A 16,680-nucleotide genomic window follows, 5' to 3' on the forward strand; every position below is an offset into this window, starting at 1 on the left:
GTTCCCTCTGGCGCGGGCGTGACCAGCGGACCTTCAATGGTCGACACCATGGCTCTGCTGCCCCCGTTCGGCCGTGCGTCCCGGACGACAAGGACCGTAGAACACCACGCCGTCGGTCTCCCCGTCGACGACGAGGTGCTCCTCGACGCGCCCGACGACCGCCTCGGACCCGCACTGGTCGCGGCCGGGCGGGGCGCGTACGACACCGCCGCCGAGCTGCTCGCCGCCACGCGGCACAAGGCTCAGTGGGACTACCGCGACGGATACGCGCTGCGTCTGGCCGCCTTCGCGCGCTCGCGGCCGGAGTGGCTGGAGGCCTGGTACACCGCCGCCCCGCACGATCCGGACGTCCTGCTGGTCAGGGCCCAGGTCGCCGTGGACCACGCCTGGCGGTCACCGGCCCGGGCCGAGCTGCTGCGCGGGGTGAGCCCGCTGATCACCGCCGCCGCCCGCGCCGACGACCGCGATCCGGTGCCCTGGCGGATCGCGCTGGACCACGCGCGCGGCTCACGCGCCGGGCACACCTACTTCGGGGAACTGTGGGAGGCGGCACTGCGCCGCGCCCCGCTCCACTACGGCTGCCACGTGGCCGCCCTGCGCTATCTGGCCTCGTCCTGGCACGGCTCCCACCGCGAGTGCCTCGACTTCGCCGACCGGGCCGCGCAGGACGCCCCGGCCGACTCCCTGGTGCAGGCCCTGCCGACCCGCGCCGTCCTCGCGTACCTGAACGACGGCTGCGGTCCGGGGGTGCCGCCCGAGCGGCTGGACGCGGCGGCGGACCGGGCGATCGCGCTCTCCTCCCGGTTCCCGGCGGCCGACCTCTGGCCGGCGGCGATCCGCAACAAGCTGACCTGCGTCCTGGTTCGGCTGGGCCGCTGGGAGGACGCCCTGGATCAACTGCGTCTGATCGGCCCGCACGCCACCTCCTTCCCCTGGAGCCGATTCTCGGACGATCCACTGGGCCGGTTCCTGGAGGTGCGCGACGAGGTGCGCCGACGGGCGGCCGCCTCCGCACGGGCTCGCGGTGCACGCGGCGGACATCCACCAAGTGGGCTCGCCGGACGCGTTCACTCCGACGACCACTAGGCTTTGGCGCCGTGACCGTCCGCCTTCCGCTCTTCCCCCTGAACTCGGTGCTGTTCCCGGGTCTCGTGCTGCCGCTCAACGTCTTCGAGGAGCGCTACCGCGCCATGATGCGTGACCTTCTCAAGACCCCCGAGGAGGAAGCGCGCCAATTCGCCGTCGTGGCGATCCGCGACGGCCACGAGGTGGCCCAGAGCGCCCCCGGCATGCCGGATCCCACGGCGGTGCCCGACCGCGGCCCGGCGGCGGGCTTCGGCCCGGACCCGCTCAAGGCGTTCCACGGGGTGGGGTGTGTGGCGGACGCGGCGACGATCCGGGAGCGGGCCGACGGCACCTTCGAGGTGCTGGCGACGGGCACGACCCGGGTGCGTCTGCTGTCGGTGGATGCCTCGGGCCCCTTCCTCACGGCCGAACTGGAAGAACTTCCCGATGAGACGGGCGAGGAGGCCGGGGCCCTGGCAGAGGGCGTACTCCGCGCGTTCCGCCAGTACCAGAAGCGCCTGGCGGGCGCCCGCGAGCGTTCCCTCTCCACCACGGCCGACCTCCCGGACCAGCCGTCGGTCGTCTCCTACCTGGTGGCGGCCGCGATGATGCTGGACACCCCGACGAAGCAACGCCTGCTCCAGTCCCCCGACATCGCGTCCCGCCTGCGCGACGAGCTGAAACTCCTTCGCACCGAGACCTCGATCATCCGTACGCTGCCGTCCCTGCCGGCGTCGGACCTGACGCGCGGCCCGACGAGCCTCAACTGAGCGGTGTACCGAGCCGGATCTGAGCGGACCGAGCGGAACTGAGCGGAACGACATGGCGAAGAAGTCCAAGAAGCAGCAGCCCTCGGGCGGCACACCGGCCACCGTGGCCCTGACCGCAGCGGGCATCGACTACACGACCCACTCCTACGACCACGACCCCTCCCACCCCTCCTACGGCGACGAGGCGGCCGAGGCGATGGGCGTGTCCCCCGACAGGGTCTTCAAGACGCTGGTCGCGGACGTGGACGGCAACCTCACCGTGGCCGTGGTCCCCGTCGCCGGCCAACTGGACCTCAAGGCCCTGGCGGCAGCGGTCGGCGGCAAGCGAGCGGCCATGGCCGACCCGGCCCTCGCCGAACGCACCACGGGCTATGTCCGGGGCGGCATCTCCCCCCTCGGCCAGCGCAGGAAGCTCCCCACGGTCCTGGACGCCTCGGCCTCGGCCCACCCGACGATCTGCGTCTCGGCGGGCCGCCGCGGCCTTGAGGTCGAGCTCTCTCCCACCGACCTGACCACCCTCACGAACGCGACCCTGGCCCCCATCGGGCGTGCGTGACCCCTCGACGAACCCGGTCTCCTCGGTTAAGTACGAGAGACATGTCGAAGAAAACCCGGAAACGCAAGTGGCGCATCAAGAAGGGCCGCTCAAACCATGGCCGCCGCCCGGCCTAGGGGCCCCTCCCTGGGACGCGGAGCCTCTCGGTGCCGGACCAGGCAAATCCAGCCCGTCCGGCGTTTGAGGACGAGGCCGTTCCGGCCGAAGCGGGGGTCTGGGGGCGGCAGCCCCCAGGTGCGGGACGGGTAGGGGCGGCGGGGGCGAAACCCACCCGGTGTGCCACCTACGCCGGCGGCACCCCGTACGGCCCCGCCTGCTGATGCCCGTCAGAGGGCCCCGGCCCCTGATACGGATCCGCATCCCGAGGTCCGAACATCGCCGTCAGCCCAAGGTGCACCACCAACGCGGCAAGAGGCCACGCCAGCCACACCCCCTTCGCCCCCAACTTCAACGGCGCCGAGAACGTAACCCCCTTGCCCACAGCCTGCGCGTGAGCGATCACATCCTCGGTAGGCCCGAGCCACACCCCGACCCGCCACGCCAGCAACGACCCGAGGAACCCCCCGACCGCGAGCGCAACCACCAACGGCACACCCCCACGCCGCCGCCACAGAAACACACCCACCGCACTGACCAGCCCGAACGCAAGCGCAAGCAGAGTGAACGTTCCGTCCACGCCGACAGCCTGCTCCCCCTCGGAGTCCTTGAAGTAGACGATCCAGCTCTTGTCGACGACGTCCCCGACCAACGGCACACTCGGCGCCAGCCACCACCACAGCACCCCGAGCAGCGCCCCGAAGAACGCCACGACCACCGCGACCACGGCGGCCTCCCGCACTTCGGTCTTCATGCCGGGACCGTCCTGTTCGTACGAGCCAGATATGCCGTACGGGCCGTGGGAGCCGTGGTGGCCATGAGAGCCACGGGGATCATGAGGACTCGGCGCCCCCGGCGGAGCACCGTACACAGCGTCGCGCGGGGCCCCCTGCGGAGCCCCGTAGGAGGCGGAACCCTCGTGCCCACCGGCGGGCGGCTGCCACGCATTGTTCGAGGACTGGTCACGCGGGTGCGGTGGTGGAGTCAGCGGAGCGGTCACCCTGCCATCGTGCCAGGCCGCCCTGTGCGACGCGTCACCGGACGGCCGCCCGGCGGTACGCCCAGGTGGCGACGGCCAGCGAGACGACGCCGACCACCCCGCACACGGCCAGATCCCCGAGCACGAACGCCCAGTCGGGCCGCTCCCCGAAGGTCCGCGCGAAGGCCTCCACGCCGTACGTCGACGGCAGCAGATCCCGCGTGAACCGGACCGCCTCGGGCATCCGGTCGGCCGGCAGCACACCCAGCAGCAGGGCCGCGGACATCCCCAGCTGCCCGAGGAGCGTGGCCAGTTCGGGCCGCGGCGCGAGCAGTCCGAGGGCGGCGCCCAGCCCGGCGAGCGCGGCGCCCGCCAGCGGGATCACGGCGACGAGCACCCACAGGTTCGCGACCGGCAACCCGAACAGCGCGCACCCGAAGACGGCCGTCACCACGGTCCCCGGCACGGTGAAGGAGGCGTACGCCCCCGCCGCGCCCAGCACCACCGCGGCGGGCGGCACCGGCAGGGTGGCGTAGTGATCGAGCCCGCCGCTGGCCCGCAGCTGCCCGAAGTACTGCGCGAGCAGGTTCAGCGCGACGAAGGCCACCACGAGCACGGACGACCCGGCCACCACGGCCTGTGCCTCGGCCCCGCCGTCCACGACCCCGCGCATCAGGATCATGATCCCGATCGACTGGAAGGTCGCGACGAACAGCAGCGGGATGCGCGCGACCCGCGCCCGGGACAGCTGCGCCCGGTACACGGCGCACAGCGACGGCCACAGCCGCGCACGCGGTCCGAGCTCGGCCGCAGCCGGCGCGGCCGTCTCGTCCACGGCCAGGGCGCTGCCCGGCAGAACCTCGGCGGGTACGACACTCACGTGGCGCTGCTCCCTTTCACACGGGGGTTCACGGGGGAGGTGGCCCTGTTCCGCACGGATACGGATACGGCGGTCTGCGTGCTCAAGCCTTCACCAGCCCCTGCTGTGCGGCGCCGCCCAGCGCCAGATAGACGTCCTCCAGGCTCGGCGTGGCGAGCGTGAAGTCGTCCAGCGCGGCGAACGCGGCCCCGCCGGTGACGGTGGCGACGACCGCGCGGGCCTCCTCGGGGGCGAGCCGCAGCGTCCAACGCCGCCCGGACTCCACGACCCGGTCCTGCAGGGCGGCGACCTCGGGTACCTCCAGCGGCGGCCGGTCCCGCCACAGCAGATCGACCCGGACCTCGCCCGCGACGCGTTCCTTGAGCCCTGACGGCGTGTCACAGGCGATCACGCGGCCCCGGTCGAGCACCGCGACCCGGTCGAGCACGGTCTCGGCCTCGATGACGTTGTGGGTGACGAGCAGCACGGTCGTGCCACGCTCGGCCCGGCGCCGGTCCACGGCCGACCACACGGCCCGCCGCGCCACAGGGTCCATCGCGGCGGTGGGCTCGTCCAGCACGAGCAGCGCCCGCTCCCCCACCAGCGCGGCGGCGAAGCAGGCCAGCCGGCGCTGCCCGCCGGACAGCTTCTTCAGCGGTCGCCCCGCGAGGGGTGTGAGCCCCAGTTCGTCGAGTACGGCGTCCCGCTCGGCCCGCGCCGCTCGCACGTCCAGGCCGCGCAGCCGCCCGGTCGTCTCGGCGGCGAGCGAGACGGTCAGTTCGTCGAGGGCGGTCGACTCCTGCCCGAGGTACGCCAGAATCCGCGCGGCCCGCTCAGGATGGCGCACGATGTCGTGCCCGAGGATCTCGACGCTCCCGGCGTCGGGCCGCATCAAGCCGGTGAGCTGGCGCACGAGCGTGGTCTTGCCGGCGCCGTTGGGCCCGAGCAGTCCGAAGATCTCGCCGCGCCGGATGTCCAGCCGTACGTCGTCGGTGGCCCGCACCTCGGGTGTCCCTGGTGCCCCGCGCCGTCCGCGCACCGCCGGATAGGTCTTGGTCAGCCCACGCAGGGCGCACACGACATCATCATCGTGCCGAAATGCCTGTGCCGCGCGCGTACTCACAAGGGACGAGCCTACGGGGTCCGGACCCCCGTTCCGTGCCCGGGGCGGCCACTGGGCACAAATCGCCTGCTTGCCGTAAGAAATCCGCCGGTAACCCGGAATTCGCCGGGGTCATTCCCCGGCAGGCGCGTGCTCCGCGGCCGTGCGTACGTCGATCTCCCGCCAGAACCCGGCACGGATCGCGTACCTGTCGTGCTCGTCGATCTGGTCGTCCTTGTGTGCGAGCAACCCGAACCGGGCCGCGTACCTGAGCAACTCCCCGTCGATCCGGTGCGGGATCCGCGGATACATCCCGGACAGCTTCTGCAGATTGTGCTGCTCGCCGAGCCGCTCCATCCACCGCCGCGCGAAGACCTGCCCCACCTCGTACGGATCGCCGCCGACCGTCGTGATGTCCTCCTCCCGGTCGGCCCATCGCTGCTCAGCCGTGGTCAGCTGCGCGAGCGTCGGCATGGAGGCGGCGTCCGGCGGCTCGGCCGCGACGCCGGGCCGGTCGACCCAGCCCTTGTCGGAGGACCACCGCAGGGTCGCGCTTGCCGGCGGCGCGGGCGGCACACCGGGCGCGCGCAAGGCGGCGAGGTCCTTCGGCGTGGGCACGCCCTTGGGCGTGGGCACCCGTTCCTGCGCGCCGTTCTCCGAGGCTGAGGCCTGCGCGTGCTCGGCCTCCTCGGCGGGCCGCTGGGTCGCCGCGCCGAGCGCGGAGTCGGGCAGCGGCGCGGACAGGATCGCGGCGATCTCGGGCCGGGGCACGGGCGGCGGCGCGCACACTCCGGTGAGCTCCTTGGCGCGTACGGCCTTGGTGATCCACGCGCGGTCGAGCACGCGCCGCTCGTCCGCCTCGGCGACCAGGTCCTCGGACTGGTTGTAGTCACCGTCCGCGGCCTGCACGGCCCACAGATGTACGGCGACCCCGTGCTCCTTGGCGGCCATCATGCCCGGCAGCAGATCCCCGTCACCGGTCACCAGCACCACGTCCGAGCAGGCGCGGTTGCGGGCCAGTTCGGTCAGCTCGGCGTGCATCGCGGCGTCCACGCCCTTCTGTGCCCAGCGGCCGTCGCTTCGGGTCAGGGCACCGAGCCGGACGGTGACCCGGGGCATCACCCGCAGCCTGCGGTGCTCGGGCTGCGGGACGCGGTCGGGGGCGCCGTCGAACCAGTAGATGCGCAGCAGGGGCTGTTCGGTGTCGGACTCGGCGCGTTCGCGCAGCCCCTGGATGAGGGCGGTGTGATCGACGGTGATCCGGGACCGGGAAGGTTCCCCGGCGAGCAGGCTGGCGGCGGCCCCCAGCAGATACCCGGCGTCCACCAGGACGATGCAGCGGTCCACGCGACTCACCCTCTTCCCGGGAGGTTTGCTTTGGGCTTCCTTCGAGTCTGCCCGACCACGCGGGGGTTAACGGGGCGAACTCGATCTTCGGCGTGGCGTTTCGGGGCATCGGATCCCCGGTGCGCCATCCTCACGCCCCGACAACCGCTGTTACGCACGGTAATTATCCGAAATGCGTTCTTAGTCAGCCTATGTGAATCTGGTCCCGGCCCTGGCCCCTAGATCCCCCACAGGAGGCATCACCATGGCCAAGAACAAGAAGCAGGACCGGAAGCAGCCGCAGTCCGAGCGTGGTCAGCAGCAGGCTCAGCAGTCCGCGATGGAGACGCAGACCGAGCAGCGCGTCCCGCAGGTGACTCCCGGCGACATGGCCCGAAAAGGCCGGCAGAAGCGCTTCGGTCACAACTGACATCTGCATATCGGGTCGTTGAGGCCCAGGCACATCAAGAGGGGCGCACCCCGTGCGAGGTGCGCCCCTCTCGCGCATTCAGCGCCGGAGCTCCGGCGCGCGGCCGTTCAGCCCGCCAGACAGGACGGACCGAGCAGCACCTTGAGGTCGCCGAAGAGCGCCGGGTCGGGCTTCACACGGTGCCGGTCCAGCCGCAGCACCGTCGTCTTGGTCGGACCCTGGAGCTTGATACGAACCTCACTGTCACCCTTGTGATGGGTGAGGATCTCGCCGAGGCGGTTGACCATCGGCGGGGTGACCCTGGTGGCCGGGATGGTGAGAATCACGGGCGCGTTGGTGCCCGCGTTCGACAGGTCGGGGACCTGGAGCTCCATCGCGACCAGCCGCGGCACGTCCTCGCGCTTGTCGAGGCGGCCCTTGACGAACACGACGGCGTCCTCGACGAGTTGGGTCGACACCAGCTGGTACGTCGCCGGGAAGAACATGCACTCGATGGAACCGGCGAGGTCCTCGACGGTGGCGATCGCCCAGGCGTTGCCCTGCTTGGTCATCTTGCGCTGGAGGCCGGAGATGATGCCGCCGATGGTCACGACGGCACCGTCCGCGTGCTCGCCGCCGGTCAGCTGGGCGATGCCCGCGTCGGCCTTGTCGGACAGCACGTGCTCCAGGCCGAACAGGGGGTGGTCGGAGACGTACAGACCAAGCATCTCCCGCTCCTGGGCGAGCAGATAGGTCTTCTCCCACTCGTCCTCGGTGAAGACGACGTCGAGTCCGAAGCCGGGCTCGTTGCTCTCCTCCTCGCCCATTCCGCCGAAGAGGTCGAACTGGCCCTCGGCCTCCTTGCGCTTGACCGCGACCACGTTGTCGATCATCGGCTCGAAGTGCGCGGTGAGGCCCTTGCGGGTGTGTCCCAGGCTGTCGAACGCGCCTGCCTTGATCAGCGATTCCGTGGTCCGTTTGTTGCAGGCCACCGCCTCGACCTTGTCGAGGTAGTCGGGGAAGGAGGCGTACTTGCCCTTGGCCTTGCGGCTCCTGATGATCGACTCCACCACGTTCGTGCCGACGTTGCGCACGGCTTCGAGGCCGAAGAGGATCACGTCGTCGCCCTGCGCGGCGAAGTTGTGCACCGACTCGTTGACGTTCGGCGGGAGCACCTTGATGCCCATGCGCCGGCACTCGTTGAGGTAGACGGCCGACTTGTCCTTGTCGTCCTTGACCGAGGTGAGCAGGCCGGCCATGTACTCGGCGGGGTGGTTGGCCTTCAGATAGGCGGTCCAGTACGAGACGAGGCCGTACGCGGCGGAGTGCGCCTTGTTGAACGCGTAGCCGGCGAAGGGGACCAGCACGTCCCACAGGGCCTGGATGGCCTCGTCGCTGTAGCCCTTGTCGCGGGCGCCCTTCTGGAAGAGGACGAAGTTCTTCGCCAGTTCGTCGGGCTTCTTCTTGCCCATCACGCGGCGCAGGATGTCGGCCTCGCCGAGCGAGTACCCGGCGATGATCTGGGCGGCCTTCTGTACCTGCTCCTGGTAGACGATCAGGCCGTAGGTGACGGCCAGGACCTCTTCGAGGGGCTCCTCCAGCTCCTTGTGGATCGGGGTGATCTCCTGGAGCTTGTTCTTGCGCAGGGCGTAGTTGGTGTGCGAGTCCATGCCCATCGGGCCCGGACGGTACAGCGCGGAGACGGCGGAGATGTCTTCGAAGTTGTCGGGCTTCATCAGCCGCAGCAGCGAACGCATCGGACCGCCGTCGAACTGGAAGACGCCCAGGGTGTCGCCGCGCTGGAGGAGTTCGAAGGTCTTCGGGTCGTCGAGCGGCAGCGACAGCAGGTCGAGGTCGATGCCCTTGTTGGACTTCACCATCTTGACGGCGTCGTCCATGATCGTCAGGTTGCGCAGGCCGAGGAAGTCCATCTTCAGCAGGCCGAGCGACTCGCACTGCGGGTAGTCCCACTGCGTGATGGTCACGCCGTCGGTGTGCCGCACCCAGATCGGGGCGTGGTCGACGATGGGCTCGCTGGACATGATCACGCCGGCGGCGTGCACGCCCATCTGCCGCACCAGGCCCTCGACGCCCTTCGCGGTGTCGATGACCTTCTTGACGTCCGGCTCGTTCTCGTACATCCCGCGGATCTCGCCCGCCTCGCTGTAACGCGGGTGCGAGGGGTTGGTGATGCCGTCGAGGTCGATGCCCTTGCCGAGGACGTCGGCAGGCATCGCCTTGGTGAGGCGGTCGCCCATCGCGTACGGGTAGCCCAGCACGCGCGCGGAGTCCTTGATGGCGTTCTTCGCCTTGATCTTGCCGTAGGTGCCGATCATGGCGACCTTGTCGGCGCCGTACTTCTCCGTCACATACCTGATCACCTCGACGCGGCGGCGCTCGTCGAAGTCGATGTCGACATCGGGCATGGAGACGCGCTCGGGGTTGAGGAACCGCTCGAAGATCAGGCCGTGCGGGATCGGGTCGAGGTCGGTGATGCCCATGGCGTAGGCGACGATCGAGCCGGCCGCGGAGCCTCGGCCGGGGCCGACCGCGATGCCGTTGTTCTTGGCCCACATGATGAAGTCGGCGACAACGAGGAAGTAGCCAGGGAACCCCATCTGGATGATGACGTCCATCTCGTACTCGACCTGCTTCTGGCGGTCTTCGGGGATGCCGCCGGGGAAGCGGCGCTCCATGCCGCGGCGCACCTCCTCCTTGAACCAGGTGACCTCGGTGAAGCCCTCGGGGATGTCGAACTTCGGCATGAGGTCGCGCTTTTCGAACATGCCGTCCGTGTCGACCATCTCGGCCACGAGGAGCGTGTTGGCGCACCCCTCCTGCCAGGCGTCCGAGGAGTCGATGGCGTACATCTCGTCCGTGGACTTCAGGTAGTAGCCGGTGCCGTCGAACTTGAAGCGGTCCGGGTCGGAGAGGTTCTTGCCGGTCTGGATGCACAGCAGGGCGTCATGGGCGGTCGCCTCGTGCGCGTACGTGTAGTGCGAGTCGTTGGTGACCAGCGGGGGGATGCCGAGCTTCTTGCCGATCTCCAGGAGGCCGTCGCGGACCCGGTGCTCGATCTCGATGCCGTGGTCCATCAGCTCCAGGAAGTAGCGGTCCTTACCGAAGATGTCCTGGTAGTCGGCTGCCGCCTTCAGAGCCTCGTCGTACTGGCCGAGGCGCAGCCGGGTCTGGAGCTCGCCGGAGGGGCAGCCGGTGGAGGCGACGATCCCCTCGGACCACTGGGAGATCGTCTCCTTGTCCATCCGGGGCCACTTCTGGAGCCAGCCCTCGGCGTACGCGTCCGAGGAGAGCCGGAAGAGGTTGTGCAGGCCCGTCTTGTTGACGGCCCACATCGTCTTGTGGGTGTAACCACCGGAACCGGAGACGTCGTCGCGCTTCTGGTGCGGCTGGCCCCACTGGATCTTGCGCTTGTTGCGCCGGGACTCGGGCGCTACATACGCCTCGATCCCGATGATCGGGGTGACTCCGGCCTTCTTCGCGCTGTGGAAGAAGTCGTACGCCCCGTGGAGGTTGCCGTGGTCGGACATCGCGATGTGCGTCATGCCCATCTCGTTGCACGCTTCGAACATGTCCTTCAGCCGCGCGGCACCGTCCAGCAGCGAGTACTGGGTGTGGACGTGCAGGTGCGTGAACGGCGGCTTTGACACGGCTTGGCCTCCATGGAAAACACTCGGTGACAGGCGGACGGACACTTCTGGGGACAGCGTCGAAGTCTATGCCTCGGCACTGACACTCGGCGGGCTGCCCCGCGTACCTTCACAGCGAGGGACGACGGGCACTTTCGTCCGCCCCCGCCCGTTGAAGACGACAGAAACGCTGTCGTACACGTTCATGCACCAGGAGGCACCCAGCGATGTCGGTCCCCAAGCTCAACGGCGAGCAGCGCGGCGACGAGATCCTCGCCGTCTTCGACACCGCCTTCGGCGAGCTCCTGGCCGCCGACCCGGCCGCGTTCCGCGTGAAGTTCCGGAAGATGGCGGCCTCGGCCTTCGCGTTCTACCGCGGCACGGCGTGCCTCTTCTACCACGACCTGGAGCCCGAGAAGCGCGGCGGACCGTACCTGGACGAGCGCACCTCGCGCGTGTGGATCCACGGCGATCTGCACGCGGAGAACTTCGGCACGTACATGGACGCCAACGGCCGCCTGATCTTCAACGTCAACGACTTCGACGAGGCCTACGTCGGCCCCTTCACCTGGGACCTCAAGCGCTTCGCCGCCTCCATCGCCCTCATCGGGTACGCCAAGGCGCTCGGCGACGAGCAGATCACCGAGCTGGTGCGGATCTACGCGGGCGCCTACCGCGAGCGCGTGCACGCCCTGGCGACCGGCGCCAAGAGCGACGAGGTGCCGCCGTTCACACTGGACACCGCGCAGGGGCCGCTCCTGGACGCGCTGCGCGACGCCCGCTCCCTGACCCGCTTCGGGCTGCTGGACTCCATGACCGAGATCCGCGACTTCGAGCGCCGCTTCGCGCCGGGCGGCGGCTCCATCGAGCTGGACGCGGCCACCCGGTACAAGGTGCTGGCCGCCTTCGACGGTTATCTCGAGACGCTGCCGGACGCGTCCCTGGCCCGCCCGGACTCGTACCGGGTGAAGGACGTCGTCGGCCGCCGCGGCATCGGCATCGGATCGGCCGGGCTGCCGTCGTACAACATCCTTCTGGAGGGCCACACCGACGCCCTCGAGAACGACGTGGTGATCTACATCAAGCAGGCCCAGACCCCGGCCGTCTCCCGGCACATCACGGACCAGGCACTGCACGACTACTTCCAGCACGAGGGTCACCGCACGGTGATCTCCCAGCGCGCCCTGCAGGCGAACGCCGACCCGTGGCTGGGCTGGACCGAGCTGGACGGCGCGGGCCAGCTGGTCGCCGAGGTCTCGCCGTACGCCGTGGACCTGGACTGGGGCGACATCGACGAGCCGGAGGAGATCGCGGCGGTGGTCGCCGACCTCGGGCGGGCCACGGCCACGATGCACGCGGCGGCGGACGACACCTCCGGCGAGTCCCTGGTGCCGTTCTCCACCGAGCGCGCCATCGACGCCGCGATCGCGGCCGACGAGGACGGCTTCGCCGAGCTCCTGGTCGACTTCGCACACTCCTACGGCGCACGCGCGCGTGCCGACCACCAGACCTTCGTGGACCTGTTCCGCAACGGCCGGATTCCGGGTCTGTGACGGAAAGGCCGCTCACTGGCCCTCACCGTCTCTTCACAGGCACCCTTTAGGGGTCTCTTACAGGCCCACGTGACACACTCTCCACCGCTATGGACATATCCGGGACCCAGCTGCGAGCCGTACGCGCGGCGCTGTTCACGTCACTCGTCGTGACGCTCAGCACCGCGTCGCACGTGCTGCTCTCGCGGGCACCCCTGCCGTTGAACACGGTGGCCCTGCTCGCCGCCGCCGTGTTCGTCCTCGCGTACGCCCTGGCCGGCCGCGAGCGGAGGTTCGGGCGCATCGCCGCCCTGCTGATCCCGCTGGAGCTGGCCGCCGACACGATCCTCACCACCGGCCAGCACGTCTGTTACGGCAAGGCGGGCGGACCGGTCGCCGGACCGCTGGCCTCGGTCGGCTGGGACGTCCTGTGCGGTGACGGCACCCGGGTCGGCACCCCGCTGGCCCAGGTCACCGGCACCGACCCGGACAAGCTCGGCGGTCTCCTCGCCCACGCCGACCCGGCCACCGCCTGGCTGCTGCTCGGCGCGCATGTCGGCGTCGGCCTCCTCGCCGCCGCCTGGCTGCGCCGCGGCGAGCGGGCGCTGGCCCAGCTGGTGCGGGCGGTCGCGGCGACGACGTTCCGCCCACTGCTGCTCGCGGTGGCCGCCGTGGCCGTACGGCTGCCCCGGTCGGGCCACCGCCTGCCGCGCCCCACCCGGCGGACGGCCGCCGCCCGCAACCGCCTCTTCGTGCACTCCCTGGGACGGCGTGGACCTCCGTGCTCGCCCGCCTTCACCTGCGCGTGAACGGCATCTGAGCATCACCTTCCACCCCGTACGTATCTCGCACACACCTATGTGCGCGTCCCCATGGAGAACACCAACATGAGCAAGCGGAACAGCCAGTCGGCGAAGACGGCGGCCCGGGAACGGCTTCGCATCGAGCGCGAGCGCGAGGCCAAGCGGGCGAAGACGAGGCGGCAGATCATCGTCGTCGCCTCGGTCGTCGGCGTCCTGGCGGCGGCGGGCGGCATCGGTTACGCGATGGTCCAGGCCAACAAGCCCAGCCACTGGGAGTCGCTGACGGACGCCAAGGTCGTCGCGCCTGCCAACACCAGCGGCACCAACGGCACGACCGTCGTCATCGGCAAGGACAGCGCCAAGAAGACCCTCAAGCTCTACGAGGACCCGCGCTGCCCGGTCTGCGCCTCGTTCGAGCAGACCGTCGGCTCGACCGTCGACAAGGGCGTCGAGGACGGCAAGTACAAGCTCCAGTTCGTCGGTGGCACGTTCCTCGACGGCGACCAGATGAAGAAGAACGAGATCGGCCCCAACGGCGAAGGCTCGAAGAACGCGATGAGCGCGATGGGCGCCGCGCTGAACGTGAGCCCCGAGGCCTTCCTGGAGTACAAGACCGCGCTGTACTCGGCAAAGTTCCACCCGCTGGAGTCGGACGACAAGTTCAAGGACGACGACTACCTGATCGAGGTCGCGAACACCGTCCCCGCCCTGAAGAACAACGCCAAGTTCGAGAACGCCGTGAAGAAGGGCACCTACGACGCCTGGGCGCTGCAGATGTCGAAGACCTTCGACACCAACAAGGACGGCGTGACGGGTACCCCGAGCCTCGTCATGGACGGCAAGATCCTCGAGAAGTCCGACGCCAACCAGCCTTGGACGGCGGATGAGTTCAACAAGGTGGTGGACGCGGCCCTCAAGGGCTAGCCCCGCGATCGTTTCCGGCCGCCTCCGCGAACCGAGGCGGCCGGAAGCACGCACAACCCGGTTGACACTCCCCCAGCCAGCCTCCGCGGGGACCGACGTCTACGTTCATCTGGATCGACTCGAGCGCTTCGCACGCGGTGCCGCTGGAGGACGCCAACGGCTCCGGCAACTCCTGCGGGCGCAAGGAAACCCAGGCCCGACTTTCGGGTCTGACAGCGGAAGAGCGGGCGAACTTTTGCCAGTTCGCCCGCTCTTGTTCATACCGATCAGTAACCTGATCGGCTGTGACCAGTCGATACAGATCATCCGAGCAGCTCAATTCCCTTACCCCGCGCCGCCGTACGGTCGTCAAGGCCGCGGCGGCGACGGCTGTGCTGGCCGGCCCGCTTGCCGCCGCGCTGCCCGCCAAGGCCGTCGACGCGGCCCCCGCCTTCCTGCACGGCGTCGCCTCCGGTGACCCGCTGCCCGACGGCGTCCTGCTGTGGACCCGGGTGACGCCCGCCCCCGAGGCCACCCCCGGCTCGGGGCTCGGTCCTGACACCGAGGTCAGCTGGGTCGTGGCGCGGGACAAGTCGCTGATGAACATCGTCGCCAAAGGCTCGACCACCGCGCGGGCCGCCTCCGACCACACCGTCAAGGCGGACATACGCGGCCTGGAGCCGGCCACCGACTACTGGTTCCGCTTCTCGGCCGGCGGCACGGACTCCCCGGTGGCGCGCACCCGCACCGCGCCGGCGGCGAACGCGTCCGTCGCGGGCCTGCGCTTCGGCGTGGTCTCCTGCGCCAACTGGGAGGGCGGCTACTTCGCCTCGTACCGCCATCTCGCCGCCCGCAGCGACCTGGACGCCTGGCTGCACCTCGGCGACTACATCTACGAGTACGGCACCGGCGAGTACGGCACGCGCGGCAAGTCGGTGCGGCAGCACGCGCCCACGCACGAGATCCTCACGCTCGCCGACTACCGCACCCGGCACGGCCAGTACAAGACGGACACGGATCTCCAGGCCCTGCACTCGAAGGCGCCCGTCATCGCGATCTGGGACGACCACGAGATCGCCGACGACACCTGGTCGAGCGGGGCCAAGAACCACACCGAGGGTGCCGAGGGCGCCTGGGCCGCGCGCCAGGCCGCCGCCAAGCAGGCCTACTTCGAGTGGATGCCGGTGCGCCCGGCGATCGCCGGCACCACCTACCGCCGCCTGCGCTTCGGCAAGCTCGCCGACCTCTCCCTGCTCGACCTGCGCTCCTTCCGCTCGCAGCAGGTCACCGTCGGCAACGGCGACGTCGACGACCCGGACCGTACGCTCACCGGGCAGGCCCAACTGGACTGGCTGAAGGCGGGGCTGAAGTCCTCCGACACCACCTGGCGCCTCGTCGGCAACTCGGTGATGATCTCGCCGTTCGCGATCGGCTCCCTCACCGCGGACCTGCTCAAGCCCCTCGCCAAGCTGCTGGGCCTGCCGCAGGAGGGCCTCGCACTCAACACCGACCAGTGGGACGGCTACACGGACGACCGCCGGGAACTGCTCGCCCACCTGCGCTCGAACGCGATCCGCAACACCGTGTTCCTGACCGGCGACATCCACATGGCATGGGCCAACGACGTGCCCGTCGACGCCGGTACCTACCCGCTGTCCGCCTCCGCCGCCACGGAGTTCGTGGTCACGTCGGTCACCTCCGACAACCTCGACGACATCGTCAAGGCCCCGGAAGGCACGATCTCCGCGATCGCCTCACCGATCATCCGTGCCGCCAACCGCCACGTCCACTGGATCGACACCGACCGCCACGGTTACGGCGTCCTGGACATCACGGCCGAGCGCGCGCAGATGGATTACTACGTGCTGTCCGACAAGACGAAGCAGAGCGCGACCGCCTCTTGGGCCCGCTCCTACCGCACCCGCAGCGGCACCCAGAAGGTCGAGCGGACGTACGACCCCGTCTGACGTGGACGTACGGCCTCGCCGAACGGCCCCCTAGAGGGTCTCGAGGAAGCCGAGTGCCACCCGCCAGGTGGCCTCGGCGGCCTCCTCGTCGTAGTCCGGCAGGTCCGGGTCGGTGTAGAGGTGGCCGGCCCCCGCGTATCTGTACACCTCGACGTCGGCGCCCGCTCGGCCCATCTGGAGATACCAGGCGCTCAGCCAGTCGTCCGTCTCGAACGGGTCCGGCTCGGCGACGTGGAGCTGCACCGGCAGCTCGTCCACCGAGGCGTTCGCCGCGATGTCCGACGTGCCGTGCAGGAGCAGCAGGCCGCGGGCCTTCTCGTCGCCCAGCGCGAGGGTCTGCGCAATGGACGCGCCGAGCGAGAATCCGGCGTAGACCAGCCCGCGGTCCGAGTAGGGCGCGGCGGCCAGCACGGCCCGCTTCAGCACCTCGTCCTTGCCGATCTACTCGTTGAACTCCATGCCCTCCTCGACCGTCTCGAACGTGCGCCCCTCGAAGAGGTCCGGCGTCCACACCTCGTGTCCGGCCGTACGCAGCCGGTCCGCTGCCTCGCGCACCGCGGGCCTGAGGCCATAGGTCGAGTGAAAGAGCACGATGTTCATGAGGCCATCGTGCCAGCCGGGTCCGACAACGCCGTGACCACCGCCTCACCGTCGCACATGTTCATG

The 16,680-nt window shown here is 70.0% G+C and carries 13 protein-coding genes and 1 pseudogene; 8 read left to right on the top strand and 6 right to left on the bottom strand.

What is annotated here, in order from left to right; translation table 11 throughout:
- Positions 1 to 36: 36 nt before the first annotated feature.
- From ACFY5C_RS15865 to ybaK, 3 genes are read left to right on the top strand one after another with little or no spacing between them, the layout of a single operon-like run.
- The gene (locus ACFY5C_RS15865) at positions 37 to 1,086 is read left to right on the top strand and encodes a hypothetical protein (RefSeq protein WP_389444660.1); all 1,050 of its coding nucleotides are present in this window, start codon (positions 37 to 39) and stop codon (positions 1,084 to 1,086) included.
- 11 nt (positions 1,087 to 1,097) lie between these two features.
- Positions 1,098 to 1,835: an LON peptidase substrate-binding domain-containing protein gene (locus tag ACFY5C_RS15870; RefSeq protein ID WP_389444661.1), complete on the top strand. Its 738-nt coding sequence runs from the start codon at positions 1,098 to 1,100 to the stop codon at positions 1,833 to 1,835.
- Between the two features lie 52 nt (positions 1,836 to 1,887).
- The gene (ybaK, locus tag ACFY5C_RS15875; protein ID WP_389444663.1) at positions 1,888 to 2,391 is read left to right on the top strand and encodes a Cys-tRNA(Pro) deacylase; all 504 of its coding nucleotides are present in this window, start codon (positions 1,888 to 1,890) and stop codon (positions 2,389 to 2,391) included.
- A 283-nt stretch (positions 2,392 to 2,674) separates the two neighbouring features.
- Here ybaK and ACFY5C_RS15880 read toward each other — a convergent pair whose 3' ends face one another.
- The 4 genes from ACFY5C_RS15880 to ACFY5C_RS15895 all read right to left on the bottom strand — a co-directional run bounded on the left by ACFY5C_RS15880 (position 2,675) and on the right by ACFY5C_RS15895 (position 6,774).
- A complete protein-coding gene (locus ACFY5C_RS15880) occupies positions 2,675 to 3,487 on the bottom strand; it encodes an AAA family ATPase (RefSeq protein WP_389444665.1) in 813 nt (270 codons plus the stop codon).
- Positions 3,488 to 3,521: 34 nt separating this feature from the next.
- Positions 3,522 to 4,346, bottom strand: a complete 825-nt coding sequence (locus ACFY5C_RS15885) for an ABC transporter permease (protein ID WP_389444667.1) — start codon at positions 4,344 to 4,346, stop codon at positions 3,522 to 3,524.
- Positions 4,347 to 4,428: 82 nt separating this feature from the next.
- Positions 4,429 to 5,403 carry an ABC transporter ATP-binding protein gene (locus tag ACFY5C_RS15890; RefSeq protein ID WP_389444669.1) on the bottom strand — a complete coding sequence of 325 codons (975 nt, stop codon included), beginning with the start codon at positions 5,401 to 5,403 and terminating at the stop codon, positions 4,429 to 4,431.
- Between the two features lie 156 nt (positions 5,404 to 5,559).
- The gene (locus ACFY5C_RS15895) at positions 5,560 to 6,774 is read right to left on the bottom strand and encodes an NYN domain-containing protein (RefSeq protein WP_389444671.1); all 1,215 of its coding nucleotides are present in this window, start codon (positions 6,772 to 6,774) and stop codon (positions 5,560 to 5,562) included.
- Between the two features lie 244 nt (positions 6,775 to 7,018).
- Between ACFY5C_RS15895 and ACFY5C_RS15900 the strand changes: the two genes are divergently transcribed.
- Positions 7,019 to 7,183: a hypothetical protein gene (locus ACFY5C_RS15900; protein WP_389444672.1), complete on the top strand. Its 165-nt coding sequence runs from the start codon at positions 7,019 to 7,021 to the stop codon at positions 7,181 to 7,183.
- Positions 7,184 to 7,290: 107 nt separating this feature from the next.
- Here the strand turns inward: ACFY5C_RS15900 and dnaE are convergent, their stop codons facing one another.
- On the bottom strand, positions 7,291 to 10,830 hold the full coding sequence (gene dnaE, locus ACFY5C_RS15905; protein WP_389444674.1) for a DNA polymerase III subunit alpha: 3,540 nt from the start codon (positions 10,828 to 10,830) through the stop codon (positions 7,291 to 7,293).
- 206 nt (positions 10,831 to 11,036) lie between these two features.
- Between dnaE and ACFY5C_RS15910 the strand changes: the two genes are divergently transcribed.
- The 4 genes from ACFY5C_RS15910 to ACFY5C_RS15925 all read left to right on the top strand — a co-directional run bounded on the left by ACFY5C_RS15910 (position 11,037) and on the right by ACFY5C_RS15925 (position 16,014).
- Complete coding sequence (locus ACFY5C_RS15910) at positions 11,037 to 12,362, top strand: DUF2252 domain-containing protein (RefSeq protein ID WP_389444676.1); 1,326 nt, start codon at positions 11,037 to 11,039, stop codon at positions 12,360 to 12,362.
- A gap of 89 nt (positions 12,363 to 12,451) precedes the next feature.
- Entirely contained in the window at positions 12,452 to 13,150 is a 699-nt protein-coding gene (locus ACFY5C_RS15915) for a hypothetical protein (protein ID WP_389444677.1), read from the top strand.
- Positions 13,151 to 13,228: 78 nt separating this feature from the next.
- Positions 13,229 to 14,068 (top strand): thioredoxin domain-containing protein, encoded by an 840-nt coding sequence (locus tag ACFY5C_RS15920; RefSeq protein ID WP_389444679.1) that lies wholly within the window; start codon positions 13,229 to 13,231, stop codon positions 14,066 to 14,068.
- Positions 14,069 to 14,352: 284 nt separating this feature from the next.
- A complete protein-coding gene (locus tag ACFY5C_RS15925; protein WP_389444680.1) occupies positions 14,353 to 16,014 on the top strand; it encodes an alkaline phosphatase D family protein in 1,662 nt (553 codons plus the stop codon).
- A gap of 30 nt (positions 16,015 to 16,044) precedes the next feature.
- On the opposite strand, the pseudogene ACFY5C_RS15930 reads toward ACFY5C_RS15925, so the two are convergent.
- Positions 16,045 to 16,614 (bottom strand): annotated as a pseudogene (locus ACFY5C_RS15930) (dienelactone hydrolase family protein).
- Positions 16,615 to 16,680 lie beyond the last annotated feature (66 nt).

Origin of the sequence: Streptomyces sp. NPDC012935 (assembly GCF_042900345.1) — a bacterium.
Classification (GTDB): Bacteria; Actinomycetota; Actinomycetes; order Streptomycetales; family Streptomycetaceae; genus Streptomyces.